The organism is Intestinirhabdus alba (assembly GCF_009711095.1).
Classification (GTDB): domain Bacteria; phylum Pseudomonadota; class Gammaproteobacteria; order Enterobacterales; family Enterobacteriaceae; genus Intestinirhabdus; species Intestinirhabdus alba.
This window is the reverse complement of record NZ_WMJZ01000037.1, coordinates 1-15,419: the sequence shown is the minus strand read 5'-3', so window position 1 is coordinate 15,419 and position 15,419 is coordinate 1. Positions and strand designations below refer to the sequence as shown.

Genomic DNA, 15,419 nt, shown 5'->3' with positions numbered 1-15,419 from the left:
ATCGGGATCGGTCACGCTGTATAAGCGGCCGCACCCGCCTCCGTTTCACGGTTCTGTAATGCTCCTGACGCTGCCAGAGAAAAAACAATGCCACAAAATCAAGAAATTACAAAAAAAGAACAGTACAACCTGAACAAGCTGCAAAAACGCCTGCGCCGCAATGTGGGCGAAGCCATCGCCGATTTCAACATGATTGAAGAGGGTGACCGCATTATGGTTTGCCTCTCCGGCGGCAAAGACAGTTACACCATGCTGGAGATCCTGCGTAACCTGCAGCAGAGCGCCCCAATAAACTTCTCCCTGGTTGCGGTCAATCTCGATCAAAAACAGCCCGGCTTCCCGGAACACATTCTGCCGGAGTACCTGCAGCAGCTAGGCGTTGAGTACAAAATCGTTGAGGAGAACACCTACGGGATCGTCAAAGAGAAAATCCCGGAAGGCAAAACCACCTGCTCGCTCTGCTCCCGTCTGCGCCGTGGCATTCTCTATCGCACCGCCAGCGAGCTGGGTGCCACTAAAATCGCGCTGGGACACCACCGCGACGATATTCTGCAGACGCTGTTCCTGAACATGTTCTACGGCGGCAAAATGAAGGGAATGCCGCCGAAGCTGATGAGCGACGACGGCAAGCATATTGTGATCCGCCCGCTGGCCTACTGCCGGGAAAAAGATATTGAGCGTTTTTCGGAAGCGAAAGCCTTTCCCATCATTCCGTGCAACCTCTGCGGCTCGCAGCCCAATCTGCAGCGTCAGGTGATCGCCGAGATGCTTCGCGACTGGGACAAGCGCTATCCGGGGCGCATTGAAACCATGTTCAGCGCCATGCAGAACGTGGTGCCCTCCCATCTGAGCGATACCACTCTGTTTGACTTTAAAAGCATCAGGCGCGGGTCAGAGGTGATCGACGGCGGGGATCTGGCGTTCGATCGCGAAGAGCTCCCGCTGCAGCCGGCAGGCTGGCAGCCGGAAGACGAGGAGAATCAGCTGGACGAGCTGAGGCTGAACGTAGTGGAAGTAAAATAAAGTGAACAGCGCCTCCGGCCGATAGCTGAACCGGAGGCGGGCCTTTACTTCAGCAGGCAGGCCCGGCAGGATTTGCCCTTGATCTTTCCCCCCTGCAGCTGTTTCCAGGCGCTGGAGGCCAGCGAACGACGAATAGCAACGTAGACGTGGGCCGGGTGAATCACGATTTTACCGATATCCGCCCCGTCCAGACCGATTTCGCCGGTCAGCGCGCCCAGCACGTCCCCAGGGCGCATTTTCGCCTTCCTGCCGCCGTCGATGCACAGCGTGGTCATCTCCGGCTCCAGCGGCACAATGGTAACGTTGCCCGGTGCCGGCAGCCAGTTCAGCGTCAGCTGGAGCATTTCGGCAAGAATATTGGCCCGCTGCGCCTCTTCCGGCGCGCAGAGGCTTATCGCCAGACCGCTATTACCTGCGCGGGCAGTGCGGCCAATACGGTGCACATGAACCTCCGGGTCCCACGCCAGCTCGTAGTTAACCACCAGCTCCAGCGACTTAATATCCAGGCCGCAGGCGGCAACGTCCGTCGCCACCAGCACCCGGGCGCTACCGTTCGCAAAGCGCACCAGCGTCCGATCGCGATCGCGCTGCTCCAGATCGCCGTGCAGGGCCAGCGCGCTCTGCCCGACGGCGTTCAGGGCGTCGCACACCGTCTGACAATCCCTTCGGGTATTGCAGAACACCACGCAGGAGGTGGGCCGGTGCTGGCTAAGCAGCTTCTGCAGGAGCGGGATTTTCCCCGCAGCGGAGACTTCAAAAAACTGCTGCTCAATCGCCGGGAGCGCATCAACGCTATCAATTTCAACGCTCAGTGGCTCATTCTGCACCCGCCCGCTGATGGCGGCGATGGCCTCCGGCCAGGTGGCCGAAAACAGCAGCGTCTGGCGCGAAGCAGGCGTAAAGTGAACGATCTCATTAATGGCGTCGCTGAAGCCCATGTCCAGCATACGGTCAGCCTCATCCATCACCAGCGTCTTCAGGTCTGCCAGAGAGACCGTGCCTTTTTGCAGATGGTCGAGCAGGCGGCCCGGCGTCGCGACGATAATATGTGGCGCATGCTGCAGGGAATCGCGCTGCGTGCCGAAAGGCTGGCCGCCGCACAGGGTCAGAATTTTAATATTAGGCAGAAAGCGCGCCAGCCGACGCAGCTCCCCCGCCACCTGATCGGCAAGTTCACGGGTCGGGCACAGCACCAGCGCCTGGGTCTGAAAACGCGCCGCATCAAGGTGTCGCAGCAGCCCGAGACCAAACGCAGCCGTTTTGCCGCTGCCGGTTTTCGCCTGTACGCGCACATCTTTTCCGGCGAGAATCGGCGGCAGCGCGGCGGCCTGGACGGGCGTCATGGATAGATAACCCAGCTCGTTAAGATTGTCGAGCTGGGCGGCGGGCAAAGCGTTCAGGGTGGCAAAAGCGGTCACTGTTTTATCTCGCGGTAAACGACTTACGGTCGGCAGGCGCGTATCCTCGCAGATCCGGGCCGTCGATGCGACAATTTAATCGGTTCTTCGTCCGGCGGCGGGTCCGGCATCGGCTGCGGCCGGGGAATGGGATCGGGAATCGGGGTCGGGTCAACGGGCACCGGGTCGGACAGGCGGATCTGCTGCGCCAACAGCATGAACGAACGGGTCATAACAGCCTCCGGAATAGTCAGGATACGCTTTCAGCGTAGACGCCGGTAGCGGGATCGGTCCAGCGGCGGAACGGCCGTCGTTGAGGAGACCGCAGGTTTTAACCGGGCGCGGAGCGGCATTCAGAGAGGGTAAACACGGAGCTTTTCCCATGCAAACGCCGCCTCCCCTGGAGGGAGAGGCGGCATCGATAACGCCCGCTCTGCCGCGTGTCAGCCGTGGGAATTAAACCTGTTGCTAAGGCGATCCCAGTGCTCCATCGCCGTTCTTTCATAGGTCAACGGCGTAACGGAGATATAGCCTGCGGATACCGCTGCGGCCTCGCTGTGCTCAGGAAATTCGCTAAGGCCATGCTCCAGACGGATCCAGAAGTAATTTTCGCCGTGGGGGTCGGTGGTGGGGACGACCTGCAGCCCTTTGACTTTTCCCATCCCCTGGCGCGTGGCTTTAATCCCCCGGACCGCTCCGACGGGGACATCAGGGAAATTGACGTTCAGACAACACTCCGTCGGCACTCCCTGACCAATTAACTTTTCCAGCACCGGCAGACAAAAAGCTTCAGCCGGTCCCCAGTTAGCGACAGCCTCAGGCAGCTTATCCTGACTTAGCGCTATGGACGGCACGCCGAGCAGCACGCCCGTAATCGCTCCCCCTACCGTTCCGGAAAGGGTCGTTTCAAAACCGATATTGGGGCCGTTGTTAATCCCGGACAGCAGCAGCTGCGGGGGATGATCTTTCATCAGCTGGCGGACAGCCATCGTGACGCAGTCGGCGGGCGTTCCGTGCACCGCGAACCGATGCTCGCCGCGCTGCTCCACGCGAACAGGCTCTCTCAGACTTACCGAGTTGGCGACCCCGCTCTTATCGGTAGCGGGAGCAATAACCCAGACCTCTTCGGCCAGCTGCTGCGCGACGCTTTCGAGCAGCTTTATGCCCGGTGCCTCGATGCCATCATCATTGACCAGCACGACTCGTTGTAGCAATTTTTTAACCATGTCAATACCTTCCTTGCAGATTACCTGAAGTCACTCCCGGCTGAGGATAGCATTTTCAGGCGACAGAAAAGAAGGCGATCTTCTTTGCGCCCGGTCGTGGGGCAAACCGACTTCGGCCCGCGCGCCCTTCGGGGCCGGGGGAAGAGAATTTACAGGCAAAAAAAAGCCGACTGGTTAAAGTCGGCGTCGTACGAATCAATTGTGCTATGCAGTAATTCAAAAAAGGAAGTAAGACAATATGGAGCGCAACGCCCATCGCTTGACGTTGCATTCACCTGCGGAAATGATATTGCCCTGAATGGGTAGGAGGTTTATTGACTTTGCTCAAATTATGTGGCTTTTTTACCGGCCTCGCCTGCCGGAAAGATCCGATTTTACAACCATTTACTACGATGCAACCATAAAGTAACACCGCCAATCAGAACCACTAACAGTATGCAGAACAGCGAAAAGCCAAACCGCCATTCGCCGCCGGGGATGCCACCAAGATTGACGCCAAACAGCCCCGTCAGAAAGGTACTGGGCAGAAAAACCATCGCCATCAGCGACATCGTGTACGTCCTGCGCGCCAGCGACTCCTGCACCACCTGGGCGATTTCATCCGCCATCACGCCGGTTCGGGCAATGCAGGCATCGATCTCATCCAGCCCCCTGCCCAGCCTGTCGGCAATATCCTGCATCCGCCGCCGCCCGTCGTCGTTCATCCAGGGCAGGCGCTCGCTGGCCAGTCGGGCATAAACGTCGCGCTGAGGGGCCATATAGCGACGCATCACGATAAGCTGCTTTCTCAACAGCGCCAGAAAACCGCGCGGTGGGATCTGCTGATCGAGCAAATTATCTTCAAGATCGATAATTTTATCGTGCAGCTGTTCGATAAATTCGCTGGCGCGATCGGTCAGCGCATCGCATACATCCACCAGCCAGCCCCCGCAGTCGACAGGACCGGTCCCCTCAAGCAGATCGCTGACCACGTCGTCCAGCGCCAGTACCTTACGCTGTCGGGTGGTGACGATCAGCCGGTCATCCATATACAGACGCATCGCCACCAGCCTGTCCGGCCGCTCGTCGCTGCTGCCGTTAATACAGCGCAGCGTAAGCAGGGTCCCCTCGCCGAGGCGGCTGACGCGCGGACGCTGGCTTTCGCCCGCCAGCGCGTCGCGCACGTTGTTGGGCAGCAGGGGCGTGGTCGCCAGCCATTGGGCGCTGTCGGGGTGGGTATAGTTGAGGTGCAGCCAGCAGGGGTGCGCGCTGTCGATAATATCGTTTTCCTGCAGCGGCGTTACGCCGCCACGGCCGTCCAGTCGCCAGGCAAACACGGCGTCATGCACGTTAACATCCGATCCCTTAATGGCCTCCACATCGCCTCCACGTTCAGCCGTCTTTTTGCTTAGTCTAGCCTTCAGCCTTCGTTAAGCAATAGCGCTATTTTCCATTATGCCGCGTCGGTAAAGCGCAACCGCCGTGCCTTATGCCCGCGCCCGGCGCGTTCTCCGTTCGCCTGCGTGAATGGCCGGATCGCGCGCGGGCGGTATTTCCCATCGGCAGAACGGCGAGCGCCGCTCAGAGACCGGCCGCGTCGCGTTCGTCAAAAACCTGTTGGGCAAGGTGCAGGGTGGCGTTTGCCGCCGGTAGCCCACAGTAGAGCGCCGAGTGCATAATCAGCTCCTTCAGCGCCTCCCGCGTTACCCCGTTGTTAAATGCGGCGTTAAGATGCATCTTCAGCTCCGCTTCCCGGTTCAGGGCGATCAGCATGGCGATGGTGATCATGCTGCGGCTCTGGCGATCCAGCCCGGGCCGGCTCCAGATATCTCCCCAGGCGTAGCGGGTAATAAAGTGCTGAAACTCCTCGTTCAGCGGCGTCAGGTGCCGGAGCGTGCGATCGACGTGGGCGTCGCCGAGCACGGCGCGACGCACTTCCATCCCCTGCTGATAACGTTCTTCATCCTGCATACTGTTCCTCCAGAAAATATAGCAGCGCGCGGTTGACGCTCTCCGGCACCTCAATAGACGAGAGGTGCGACGCCGGGACGACAGCCAGCTGCGCGCCGACAATGCGCTGCTGTATGAGCTGCGCGTCGGCAAGGGTGGTAACGGGATCGTACTGCCCGGCGATCAGCAGCACGGGGAGCGTAATTGCCGCGATGGCCTCGCGCATGTCGGCTTTCGCCAGCGCCTCGCAGCAGGCGGCATAGCCTCCGGCAGAAGACTCCGCCAGCCGTTGGCACAGCCCGGAAACGATCTGCGGCGACGCCTGGCGGAAAGCCGGGGTGAACCAGCGTTCGGGGGCGCTGGCGGCGATGGCGCTCAGCCCCTCCTCTCTGACCGTCCGGGCGCGCTGACGCCAGCCCTTTTCATCACCGATCCGGGCGGCGCTGTTAATGACCGTCGCGCTGAGCAGCCGCTGCGGCCGGTAGCGCGCCAGCCACAGTCCGGTCAGCCCACCCATCGAAATACCGCAGAAGTGCGCCCGGGCGATCTGCAGATGATCCAGCAGGTCGATAACGTCCAGCCCCAGCTGCGCCAGATCGACGTTTCCCGCCGCGCGCGTGCCGCCGTGTCCGCGGGTATCATAACGCACCACCCGGTAGCGGGCGGTCAGCGCCGGCATCTGCGGTTGCCACATCTCCAGGGTAGTGCCGAGCGAATTGGACAGGATCACCACGGGAGCATGTTCCGGTCCGTCAATCTGATAATTCACCATCACTGCTGCTCCTTATAATGCGACAGCACCCGCTCAACGAACTGCGCCGCGCTGCCCGTCGCTTCCGCGGGATCAAGGAGACGTACGATCTGCGCTTCACTGAGATGGGCGGTGACGCGGGCGTCATGCATTAACAGCGAACCCAGCGGGCAGCCGCGTTCGATGGCCTGCCGGCAGAGGGCCTCCATCAGGTGGTGGGCCTCCTGCTTACCGGTGAATTCCGCCAGGGCCAGGGTGACCGACTCCGCCATCAGCAGGCCGTGGGTGATAGCGAGGTTGGCGCGCATTTTATCGGTGAAGACCTGCATATTCAGCGCCAGCTGCGTCGTCTGTGCCAGGGCGTTGCCCACCAGCATGGCGATCTCTGGCAGTACCTCCCATTCGGCCTGCCAGCCGCCGAGGGCGCGCTCGTGCTGCTGTACCTGGCAGGCGTAGAGCGTCGCCATCAGCCCGGGCGTGCGCTGCATGGCGGTTAACACCACGGCGCAGCCGATCGGATTGCGCTTGTGCGGCATTGCGGATGAGCCACCGCGGCCCGGCGTCGGCGGCTCGCCGACCTCCCCCACCTCGGTCTGCATCAGCAGGGCGAAGTCATTAGCGAATTTAGCCAGCGTACCGCCCAGCCCGGCATACCAGGTCCCTACCTCCAGCAGGCGATCGCGCTGGCTGTGCCAGGGCGTATCGGGCAGCCCCAGCGCCAGATTTTGCGCCAGCCGTCCGGCGACCGGTAGCGCCGCCTCTTTCAGTGAAGCCAGGGTGCCGGAGGCACCGCCCAGCTGGAGCACCAGCACGCGCGGCCGAAGCTGCCGCAGCCGCTCCTGCCAGCGCAACAGAGCGTCCAGCGTACCGGCCAGCTTCAGCCCCCAGGTAACCGGGAGCGCCTGCTGCATCCAGGTACGCCCCGGCATGACCGTCCCCTTGTGGCGCGCCGCCTGTCCGGCGACGGCCTCGATTAGCCCGGAAAGAAGCTGCTGCGTGACGTCAAGCGCATCGCGCAGCTGCAGCACCAGACCGGTGTCGATAGCGTCCTGGCTGGTCGCTCCCCAGTGCACGTAGCGGGCGGCTTCGGCGTCGGTTTCTTTCACCCGCGCCGTCAGCTGCTTGATCAGCGGAATAGCCAGGTTTCCGGCGGCGCAGGCCGCCTCCCCCAGCGCCGCCATATCGATAAACGCCGCGCGGCAGGTTCGGGCGATGGGCGCGGCGGCGCTCTGCGGTATTACCCCGCATTCGGCCTGCGCCTGCGCAAGGGCAGCCTCAAAGTCGAGCATCCCCTGCACCCGTCGATCGTCAGAAAATATCGCCGTCAGCGCGCTGCCGCGCATTAACGGAGTCAATAGGGTCATTGACGCTCCTTATACTCGCTCAATAATCAGGGCGATCCCCTGCCCGACGCCGATGCACATGGTGCACAGCGCATAGCGTCCGCCGGTGCGGCGCAGCTGATAAGCGGCAGTCATCGCCAGGCGTCCGCCGGACGCGCCCAGCGGATGCCCCAGCGCGATAGCGCCGCCGTTCGGATTGACCTGCGGCGCGTCGTCCGCCAGCCCCAGGTCGCGCATCACGGCCAGCCCCTGGGCGGCGAAGGCTTCGTTCAGTTCAATCACATCCATCTGCCCTAACGTCAGGCCGGTCTGTGCCAGCACCTTACGCACCGCAGGCGCAGGGCCGAATCCCATAATTCGCGGAGCCACCCCCGCCGCGGCGACGCCGACAATCCGCGCCAGCGGCTGCAGATCGTGCTGGGACGCCGCCCGTTCGCTGGCAATCAGCAGCGCGCAGGCGCCGTCGTTAACGCCGGAGGCGTTGCCGGCGGTGACCGTGCCGTCGGGGCGCGCCACGCCCTTCAGCCGCGCCAGCGCCTCCAGCGACGTGGCGCGGGGATGTTCATCCCGGCTGAACAGCAGCGGCTCGCCCTTGCGCTGCGCCACCAGCACCGGAATCAGCTCGTCGGCAAACAGCCCCTGCTCCTGGGCCGCCGCCGTGCGCTGCTGGCTGCGCAGGGCGAAAGCGTCCTGGTCAGCGCGGCTGATACCAAACTCCTGAGCCACGTTCTCCGCGGTTTCCGGCATGGAGTCCACCCCGTAAAGGGCCTTCATTTGTGGATTGATAAAGCGCCAGCCGATGGTGGTGTCTTCCATTTTCATACTGCGGCTCCAGGCGCTTTCCGCCTTGCCCATCACAAACGGCGCTCGCGACATACTCTCCACGCCGCCGGCGATGGTCAGGCTGGCCTCCCCGCTTTTAATAGCCCGCGCCGCCACGCCGATGGCGTCAAGGCTGGAGCCGCAGAGACGATTTACGGTGCTGCCCGGCACGCTTTCCGGCAGCCCGGCGAGCAGCAGGGCCATCCGCGCCACGTTGCGGTTATCTTCGCCCGCCTGGTTCGCACAGCCGTAGATCACATCGTCGATCAGCGCCGGATCGAGGCCAGGGTTGCGCGCCAGCAGCGCTTTTAGCGGCTCGGCGGCCAGATCGTCCGCGCGGACGCTGGCCAGCGTACCGCCAAAACGGCCAAACGGCGTGCGCACCGCATCACAGATAAATGCCTGATTCATCATAGTTCCTTACGCGCTTTTCGCCAGCTGTTGAAAACTGAGGGGGACCGGCGTCAGGCGCTGCAGCGCTTCAAACGGCAGGCCGTTGAAGATTTCGCGCACCACCGGACCAGCGAGGGTAATATCAATGACCGCAAGATCGGTGTAGATCCGGCTTACGCAGCCGACGCCGGTGAGCGGATAGCTGCACTGTTCAACCAGTTTGCACTGTCCGTCGCGGGTCAGATGTTCCATCATCACGAACACCTGGCGCGCGCCGATGGCCAGATCCATCGCCCCGCCCACGGCCGGGATGGCGTCCGGCGCGCCGGTGCTCCAGTTAGCCAGATCGCCGCTGGCGGACACCTGATAGGCCCCCAGCACGCAGATGTCCAGATGCCCGCCGCGCATCATGGCGAACGAGTCGCCGTGGTGGAAAAAACAGCCGCCCGGCAGCAGGGTGACGAACTCTTTACCCGCGTTGATAAGCTCCGGATCTTCTTCGCCCGGTGCGGGTTTGGGTCCCATGCCCAGCAGGCCGTTTTCGCTGTGCAGAAAAATTTCTTTATCCGCCGGCAGATAGTTGGCAATCCGCGTGGGCAGGCCGATCCCCAGGTTAACGTACGCCCCTTCCGGGATATCTAAGGCCACGCGGCTGGCCATCTCATCGCGCGATAGTCGTTGCATTGCTCTCTCCTCAGGCACTCAGGGCGGTTTGATGCAGGTTTTGCAGGGAAAACAGGCGCTGAACGAAGATGCCCGGCGTCACGATATGCTCCGGGTCCAGCTCTCCCGGCGCGACCAGTTGGCTCACTTCCACCACCGTGGTTTTGGCCGCCGTCGCCATAATGGGGCCAAAATTTCGCGCGGCCTTGCGGTAGACAAGGTTTCCCCAGCGATCTCCCCGGTGTGCTTTAATCAGCGCAAAGTCAGCCTTAATTGGATACTCCAGCACATAATCGCGCCCGTCGATCTTGCGGGTCTCTTTGCCTTCCGCCAGCGGCGTGCCAAAGCCGGTGGGCGTGAAAACGGCCCCCAGTCCGGCCCCCGCCGCCTGAATGCGGGCGGCCAGGTTTCCCTGCGGCACCAGCTCCAGCGCCACCTCTCCCCGGCGGTACAGTTCGTCAAAAATCTGCGAATCCGCCTGGCGGGGAAACGAGCAGATCATTTTGCGCACCCGCTTTGCCTTCAGCAGCGCCGCCAGCCCCACTTCGCCGTTGCCGGCGTTATTATTGATAATGGTGAGATCTCTGGCACCCTGCGCAATCAGGGCATCAATCAGAAAGGTGGGTTGCCCCGCCGTGCCAAAGCCGCCAATCATGATGGTGGCACCATCCGGGATCCCGGCGATGGCCTCTTCCAGCGAAGAGACGCTTTTATCGATCATCAGGCTGCTCCTTATTGTGCGCTGTTCGCACAGTTATGCGTTGTTCGCACAAAATGTGACTGACTTAACGAAGCCGATCAAGGGCGATAATCGAAATGTGGTGCGATTATCGAACATCATTTATATTTGTCCGCAGAATGTGATCTATGGCGAATTACGGGAGGGAATGGTGGAAAAACATCCGGAAGAGAGGCTGAGCAGCGACGCCGATCCGTTCAGGGGCGATCCTAACTTTATGGCCTCGCTGGCGCGCGGGCTGGAAGTGATTCAGGCGTTCACGCCCCAGCGGCGGATGCTGTCAATATCCCAGATAAGCCAGAAAACAGGTATTCCGCGCGCGGCGGTGCGCCGTTGCCTTTATACCCTGGGCAAGCTGGGCTTTGTCTATGCCGCAGACGGCAAGCATTTTGAGCTGCGCCCGCGCATTCTGGCGCTGGGCCATGCTTACCTGGCCTCAACGCCGCTGGCGCGCGCGACCCAGCCCGTACTTAAGCACCTGAGCGAAATGCTCGATGAGTCCTGCTCCATCGCGACGCTCGATGGCGATGATATTCTTTATATCGCCAGGGTCTCCAGCTCGCGCATTATGACCATCGATCTGGATATCGGCAGCCGTCTGCCGGCGTGGTCAACCTCAATGGGCCGCGTGCTGTTGAGCCACCTTCCGGAAGAGAAGCTGAACGACCTGCTGGGCCGGATCACCATGATTCGCTATACCTCCAGGACGGTGGAATCGGTGCCGGCTCTGCGCGCGGAGCTGAAGAAGGTGCGCCAGCAGGGATATGCCCTCAACGATCAGGAGCTGGAGATGGGACTGCGCTCCATTGCCGTTCCGCTGATGAACGAACAGGGCCAGGTGCACGCGGCGCTGAACGTCGGGGTGCACGCCGGGCAGGTTTCCGCCGCGGAGCTGCGTGAGCGGGTACTGCCCGAGCTGCAAAAAGCGGCGCGGGAGCTGGCTTTGCTGCTGGACTAGCGGCTGCGCTTAGCGTGCCGTTCCCAGTTCTCCTGCTTAGCCTGAGCCGTCTTGCGCAGCGCAACATAGCACGCCCCGCTGCCGCCGTGGTGCGGCAGCGCTGTACAGTAGGCCTGTACATCGTCAAATTCGCACAGCCAGCGGGCCAGATAGCTGCGCACGATATTGGCATGAGAGCGATCTTCCCGCCCTTTCCCGTGAATAATTAGCACGTTGCGTAAGCCATCGTGAAGCGCCTGCTGTATAAAGCTGAACACCATTTTACGGCACGCTTCCACCGGCTGACGCAGCAGGTTAAGGCTCGCCTGCTGGCCGTACTTCCCGGTGCGCAGCTTATCCAGTACGCCGTGCTGCAGCCCTTCACGGCGGAAGTCCAGCGGCTTATTCCGTGGAATAATGTCGAGAAAACCGGTGGTGAGGAAATTATCAAGCTGAAGCATATCGATTTGCTGCCGGGTTCGCGGCTTGCGTACCGGATGCCAGCGTACGTCGGCGCAGCGTTTCAGGGGCCGGACATCTTCCATGGCGTCAAGAAACAGCATTTTGTCGTCAAGGTTCATGGTCTAATCCTCCCGCTTTTTAGATCGGCCATCATAACCGTACGCGATAGTGGCGACAACGATTTCAGCGCGCTACCCCGCCCGGTTTTCCGGGCCGGGGATTCTTTCGATTATCATTGTATAGCCTAAATTATTCACGTTGCAGGGCGACGGCTTTTTCTGCCGCTCAGGAGGTATAGCTGAGCGAGCCAACAGCATGTTATTCTGCCGCCAGTTTGAACTTTTTCCTTCGCTTTGAGAGAGAACGGATGCTGACCCTACTTGAAGATAAAATTGCTACTCCGCTTGGCCCGCTGTGGGTGATTTGTGATGAACAGTTCCGCCTGCGCGCGGTGGAGTGGGAAGAGTACGATGTTCGCATGGTTCAGCTACTGGATATTCACTATCGCGCTGAAGGCTATCAGCGCATAGCGGCCCGTAATCCGGGCGGCCTGTCCGATAAGCTTAATGACTATTTCGCTGGCGACCTCGCCGTGATTGATTCCCTCCCCACCGCCACGGGCGGTACGCCGTTTCAGCGTGAAGTCTGGCAGACGCTGCGCACGATCCCCTGCGGCCAGGTGATGCACTATGGGCAGCTTGCCGAGCGGCTGGGACGCGCCGGTGCGGCGCGAGCCGTTGGCGCGGCGAATGGTTCGAATCCGATTAGCATTGTGGTCCCCTGCCATCGCGTTATCGGCCGCAACGGTACGATGACCGGATACGCCGGAGGGGTGCAGCGAAAAGAGTGGCTCTTACGCCATGAAGGGTATCTTCTGCTCTGATTGCCCAGGCAAAACGTGCCCTGATCGATGCCTGAGCAGGCGATCTTCTCCATTTAAAAGCTTTATTTTCAAATGGATAAAAGATCCCCAAAAATTCAAGTCAGAATTATCTGTTATTCACGAAAGCGTGGGCTTACGTGCCCACCAAAAAGATGTTAAAATTGACGGAAATCAATTACGGCTTGAGCAGACCTATGATCCCGGAAAAGCGAATTATACGGCGCATTCAGTCTGGCGGTTGTGCTATCCATTGCCAGGATTGCAGCATCAGTCAGCTTTGCATCCCGTTCACACTTAACGAGCATGAGCTTGACCAGCTTGATAATATCATTGAGCGTAAGAAGCCTATCCAGAAGGGGCAGACGCTGTTTAAAGCCGGAGACGAGCTGAAATCGCTCTATGCCATCCGCTCCGGTACGATTAAAAGTTATACCATCACCGAGCAGGGTGATGAGCAGATCACCGGTTTCCATCTGGCGGGCGATCTGGTCGGCTTTGACGCCATTGGCAGCGGCCTTCATCCGAGCTTCGCCCAGGCGCTGGAAACGTCGATGGTGTGTGAAATCCCCTTCGAAACCCTGGACGATCTGTCGGGTAAAATGCCCAACCTGCGCCAGCAAATGATGCGCCTGATGAGCGGCGAAATCAAAGGCGACCAGGATATGATTCTGCTGCTTTCGAAGAAAAATGCAGAAGAACGTCTGGCGGCGTTTATTTATAATCTCTCCCGCCGTTTCGCCCAGCGCGGCTTCTCTCCCCGGGAGTTCCGCCTCACGATGACCCGTGGCGATATCGGCAACTATCTTGGCCTGACGGTCGAGACCATCAGCCGCCTGCTGGGCCGCTTTCAGAAAAGCGGTATGCTGGCCGTAAAAGGCAAGTACATCACCATTGAAAATAGTGATGCGCTGGCCCTGCTGGCGGGACATACGCAAAGCGTTGCGTAAACTTTCCGCAAAAGCTTCTGTTGCCCTTCTGTCAGATCATTAAATTTTCCTGATTTGTTGATCTGACAGAAGTTTCTCCTCTGTTTCAATTTAGGGTAATGGGTTACTCTTTACTTACAAACTGCGACGACAGTTGTAAGGAGACCCTGTATGGCTATGTATCAAAATATGCTGGTGGTTATCGATCCAAATCAGGACGATCAGCCGGCATTACGGCGTGCGGTTTATTTGCATCAGCGGATTGGCGGATCCATTAAAGCCTTTTTACCCATCTATGATTTTTCCTATGAGATGACCACCCTGCTGTCGCCTGATGAACGTACGGCAATGCGTCAGGGCGTTATCAGCCAGCGCACCGCATGGATACGCGAGCAGGCGAAATATTATATTCAGGCAGGCGTTCCGATTGAGATCAAGGTGGTGTGGCATAACCGCCCCTTTGAGGCGATTATTCAGGAGGTTATGAGCGCCAACCATGACCTGGTGCTCAAGATGGCGCACCAGCATGACCGGCTGGAAGCGGTGATCTTTACCCCAACCGACTGGCATCTGTTACGCAAATGCCCCAGTCCGGTATGGATGGTTAAAGACCAGCCCTGGCCGGAAGGCGGCAAAGCGCTGGTCGCCGTCAACCTGGCCAGCGAAGAGCCTTACCATAACGCCCTCAACGAAAAGCTGGTGAAGGAAACTCTGCTGCTGGCCGATAAGGTGAACCATACCGAGGTGCATCTGGTTGGTGCCTTCCCCGTTACGCCGATCAATATCGCTATTGAGCTACCGGACTTCGATCCCAGCGTGTATAACGATGCGATACGCGGCCAGCACCTGCTGGCGATGAAGTCGCTGCGCCAGCAGTTCAGCATTGACGAGAAGTTTACTCACGTGGAAAAAGGGCTGCCTGAAGAGGTTATTCCGGATCTGGCCGAGCATTTACAGGCGGGCATCGTGGTGCTGGGCACCATCGGGCGCACCGGCATCTCGGCGGCCTTCCTCGGCAATACGGCGGAACAGGTTATCGATCACCTGCGCTGCGATCTGCTGGTGATTAAACCGGACGCCTTTCAGACGCCGGTTGAGCTGGACGACAACGAAGACGATTAGCCCCATCGCACAGCGTTATAAGGCCCGTTCATCGGGCCTTTGAGATTGCTGACAATCCCACGAAAAAGTGCATCAGAACCGGTTTTCCCCTCTCCCTTACTTAACGCGGATCGGCACCGCCAAGGAAATAAATTCCCGTCGGGATCGCCAAAAGCAGGGTAAAAACCAGGCTGTAAACCATAATCATCGATGACTGAATGATATACATTGAGGTCGTCCAGTCGGACAGCGGAATATTGTATTGCTCAATGACTCCGCCGATCGTTGCCCGCGCTACCACCGATGCCGCAACGATAAATACGCCCAGCAGGCACAGTAAAAACTTTTTGCCCTTTGCCGTTTTCAGCTTACTCGCAATCATGCTCGTGTCCTTTGCAGATGAATTATTCGCTACATTGTTGCAACAATAGCATGACGTTTTTTTATTGTCTGCCCGATGAAGATGCCCCGACATCCTTTTTCACTGCAGGGACGCTGATGCCGCTGATTTCCTGACGGGTTTTATACATCGCGTTCTGGTCAGCAAAACCATATTTTCGACCCGGCTACTCCCCCTCTGTCTGCGGCNAAGTTTCTCAGCGCCAGCAGCGCCAGCGGTCCTTCTCCCGCCTCCGTGCGCAGCGTGTAGTTCAGCTGCCGCCCGTCCTGCGCTTTCCAGCTCACCCGCCAGCTGCTCCCCGTTCCCGCCCACGCCTCCACCGACGCCTTATCAAGCAGCCTTATCAGCCCCCAGGCTCCACTCATCTCCGCGTACTGCCGCGTGTCCCGGCCTCCGTGCTTATCCAGCTCAGGGACGCCCCCGG

The 15,419-nt window shown here is 59.9% G+C and carries 17 protein-coding genes and 1 pseudogene; 5 read left to right on the top strand and 13 right to left on the bottom strand.

Annotated features, from left to right (window positions below; genetic code table 11):
• Positions 1–87 precede the first annotated feature (87 nt).
• Positions 88–1,023, top strand: coding sequence for a tRNA 2-thiocytidine(32) synthetase TtcA (gene ttcA / locus GJV78_RS19490; RefSeq protein WP_155109875.1), 936 nt, complete (start codon positions 88–90; stop codon positions 1,021–1,023).
• Positions 1,024–1,067: 44 nt separating this feature from the next.
• Here the strand turns inward: ttcA and dbpA are convergent, their stop codons facing one another.
• The 10 genes from dbpA to GJV78_RS19440 all read right to left on the bottom strand — a co-directional run bounded on the left by dbpA (position 1,068) and on the right by GJV78_RS19440 (position 10,268).
• Entirely contained in the window at positions 1,068–2,441 is a 1,374-nt protein-coding gene (dbpA, locus tag GJV78_RS19485) for an ATP-dependent RNA helicase DbpA (protein ID WP_167519662.1), read from the bottom strand.
• Positions 2,442–2,464: 23 nt separating this feature from the next.
• Positions 2,465–2,638 carry a proline-rich small protein YnaL gene (gene ynaL, locus GJV78_RS19480; protein ID WP_407929067.1) on the bottom strand — a complete coding sequence of 58 codons (174 nt, stop codon included), beginning with the start codon at positions 2,636–2,638 and terminating at the stop codon, positions 2,465–2,467.
• A 225-nt stretch (positions 2,639–2,863) separates the two neighbouring features.
• Complete coding sequence (surE, locus tag GJV78_RS19475; RefSeq protein ID WP_155109872.1) at positions 2,864–3,646, bottom strand: 5'/3'-nucleotidase SurE; 783 nt, start codon at positions 3,644–3,646, stop codon at positions 2,864–2,866.
• Between the two features lie 374 nt (positions 3,647–4,020).
• Positions 4,021–5,004: a zinc transporter ZntB gene (gene zntB, locus GJV78_RS19470; protein ID WP_167519661.1), complete on the bottom strand. Its 984-nt coding sequence runs from the start codon at positions 5,002–5,004 to the stop codon at positions 4,021–4,023.
• 202 nt (positions 5,005–5,206) lie between these two features.
• Entirely contained in the window at positions 5,207–5,596 is a 390-nt protein-coding gene (pcaC, locus tag GJV78_RS19465; protein WP_155109870.1) for a 4-carboxymuconolactone decarboxylase, read from the bottom strand.
• Positions 5,586–6,350: a 3-oxoadipate enol-lactonase gene (pcaD, locus tag GJV78_RS19460; RefSeq protein WP_167519660.1), complete on the bottom strand. Its 765-nt coding sequence runs from the start codon at positions 6,348–6,350 to the stop codon at positions 5,586–5,588. Before pcaD ends, pcaC begins: the two co-directional genes overlap by 11 nt.
• Positions 6,347–7,690 carry a 3-carboxy-cis,cis-muconate cycloisomerase gene (locus tag GJV78_RS19455; protein WP_155109868.1) on the bottom strand — a complete coding sequence of 448 codons (1,344 nt, stop codon included), beginning with the start codon at positions 7,688–7,690 and terminating at the stop codon, positions 6,347–6,349. Before GJV78_RS19455 ends, pcaD begins: the two co-directional genes overlap by 4 nt.
• 9 nt (positions 7,691–7,699) lie before the next feature.
• Complete coding sequence (gene pcaF / locus GJV78_RS19450; protein ID WP_155109886.1) at positions 7,700–8,902, bottom strand: 3-oxoadipyl-CoA thiolase; 1,203 nt, start codon at positions 8,900–8,902, stop codon at positions 7,700–7,702.
• 9 nt (positions 8,903–8,911) lie between these two features.
• The gene (locus GJV78_RS19445) at positions 8,912–9,568 is read right to left on the bottom strand and encodes a 3-oxoacid CoA-transferase subunit B (protein WP_155109867.1); all 657 of its coding nucleotides are present in this window, start codon (positions 9,566–9,568) and stop codon (positions 8,912–8,914) included.
• Between the two features lie 10 nt (positions 9,569–9,578).
• A complete protein-coding gene (locus GJV78_RS19440) occupies positions 9,579–10,268 on the bottom strand; it encodes a 3-oxoacid CoA-transferase subunit A (protein WP_155109866.1) in 690 nt (229 codons plus the stop codon).
• A gap of 169 nt (positions 10,269–10,437) precedes the next feature.
• Between GJV78_RS19440 and GJV78_RS19435 the strand changes: the two genes are divergently transcribed.
• Positions 10,438–11,244: an IclR family transcriptional regulator domain-containing protein gene (locus GJV78_RS19435; protein ID WP_167519663.1), complete on the top strand. Its 807-nt coding sequence runs from the start codon at positions 10,438–10,440 to the stop codon at positions 11,242–11,244.
• On the opposite strand, the gene smrA is transcribed toward GJV78_RS19435, so the two are convergent.
• Entirely contained in the window at positions 11,241–11,804 is a 564-nt protein-coding gene (gene smrA, locus GJV78_RS19430; RefSeq protein ID WP_155109864.1) for a DNA endonuclease SmrA, read from the bottom strand. The genes GJV78_RS19435 and smrA overlap by 4 nt on opposite strands.
• Before the next feature lie 248 nt (positions 11,805–12,052).
• On the opposite strand from smrA, the gene ogt reads away from it, so the two are divergent.
• The 3 genes from ogt to uspE all read left to right on the top strand — a co-directional run bounded on the left by ogt (position 12,053) and on the right by uspE (position 14,616).
• Entirely contained in the window at positions 12,053–12,568 is a 516-nt protein-coding gene (gene ogt / locus GJV78_RS19425; protein WP_155109863.1) for a methylated-DNA--[protein]-cysteine S-methyltransferase, read from the top strand.
• Between the two features lie 194 nt (positions 12,569–12,762).
• Entirely contained in the window at positions 12,763–13,515 is a 753-nt protein-coding gene (gene fnr, locus GJV78_RS19420; RefSeq protein WP_155109862.1) for a fumarate/nitrate reduction transcriptional regulator Fnr, read from the top strand.
• 150 nt (positions 13,516–13,665) lie between these two features.
• On the top strand, positions 13,666–14,616 hold the full coding sequence (uspE, locus tag GJV78_RS19415; RefSeq protein WP_155109861.1) for a universal stress protein UspE: 951 nt from the start codon (positions 13,666–13,668) through the stop codon (positions 14,614–14,616).
• Positions 14,617–14,716: 100 nt separating this feature from the next.
• Here the strand turns inward: uspE and GJV78_RS19410 are convergent, their stop codons facing one another.
• Complete coding sequence (locus GJV78_RS19410) at positions 14,717–14,977, bottom strand: DUF2534 family protein (RefSeq protein ID WP_155109860.1); 261 nt, start codon at positions 14,975–14,977, stop codon at positions 14,717–14,719.
• 209 nt (positions 14,978–15,186) lie between these two features.
• Positions 15,187–15,419, bottom strand: a pseudogene (locus GJV78_RS19405) (type VI secretion IcmF C-terminal domain-containing protein); the annotation flags it as partial.

What these genes read in the sequence shown, in the direction of transcription:
- ttcA (WP_155109875.1), top strand. Translation starts at nt 88, where the DNA reads ATGCCACAAAATCAAGAAATTACAAAAAAAGAACAGTACAACCTGAAC.
- ynaL (WP_407929067.1), bottom strand. Translation starts at nt 2,638, where the DNA reads ATGCTGTTGGCGCAGCAGATCCGCCTGTCCGACCCGGTGCCCGTTGAC.
- surE (WP_155109872.1), bottom strand. Translation starts at nt 3,646, where the DNA reads ATGGTTAAAAAATTGCTACAACGAGTCGTGCTGGTCAATGATGATGGC.
- pcaC (WP_155109870.1), bottom strand. Translation starts at nt 5,596, where the DNA reads ATGCAGGATGAAGAACGTTATCAGCAGGGGATGGAAGTGCGTCGCGCC.
- GJV78_RS19455 (WP_155109868.1), bottom strand. Translation starts at nt 7,690, where the DNA reads ATGACCCTATTGACTCCGTTAATGCGCGGCAGCGCGCTGACGGCGATA.
- pcaF (WP_155109886.1), bottom strand. Translation starts at nt 8,902, where the DNA reads ATGAATCAGGCATTTATCTGTGATGCGGTGCGCACGCCGTTTGGCCGT.
- GJV78_RS19445 (WP_155109867.1), bottom strand. Translation starts at nt 9,568, where the DNA reads ATGCAACGACTATCGCGCGATGAGATGGCCAGCCGCGTGGCCTTAGAT.
- GJV78_RS19440 (WP_155109866.1), bottom strand. Translation starts at nt 10,268, where the DNA reads ATGATCGATAAAAGCGTCTCTTCGCTGGAAGAGGCCATCGCCGGGATC.
- smrA (WP_155109864.1), bottom strand. Translation starts at nt 11,804, where the DNA reads ATGAACCTTGACGACAAAATGCTGTTTCTTGACGCCATGGAAGATGTC.
- ogt (WP_155109863.1), top strand. Translation starts at nt 12,053, where the DNA reads ATGCTGACCCTACTTGAAGATAAAATTGCTACTCCGCTTGGCCCGCTG.
- fnr (WP_155109862.1), top strand. Translation starts at nt 12,763, where the DNA reads ATGATCCCGGAAAAGCGAATTATACGGCGCATTCAGTCTGGCGGTTGT.
- uspE (WP_155109861.1), top strand. Translation starts at nt 13,666, where the DNA reads ATGGCTATGTATCAAAATATGCTGGTGGTTATCGATCCAAATCAGGAC.
- GJV78_RS19410 (WP_155109860.1), bottom strand. Translation starts at nt 14,977, where the DNA reads ATGATTGCGAGTAAGCTGAAAACGGCAAAGGGCAAAAAGTTTTTACTG.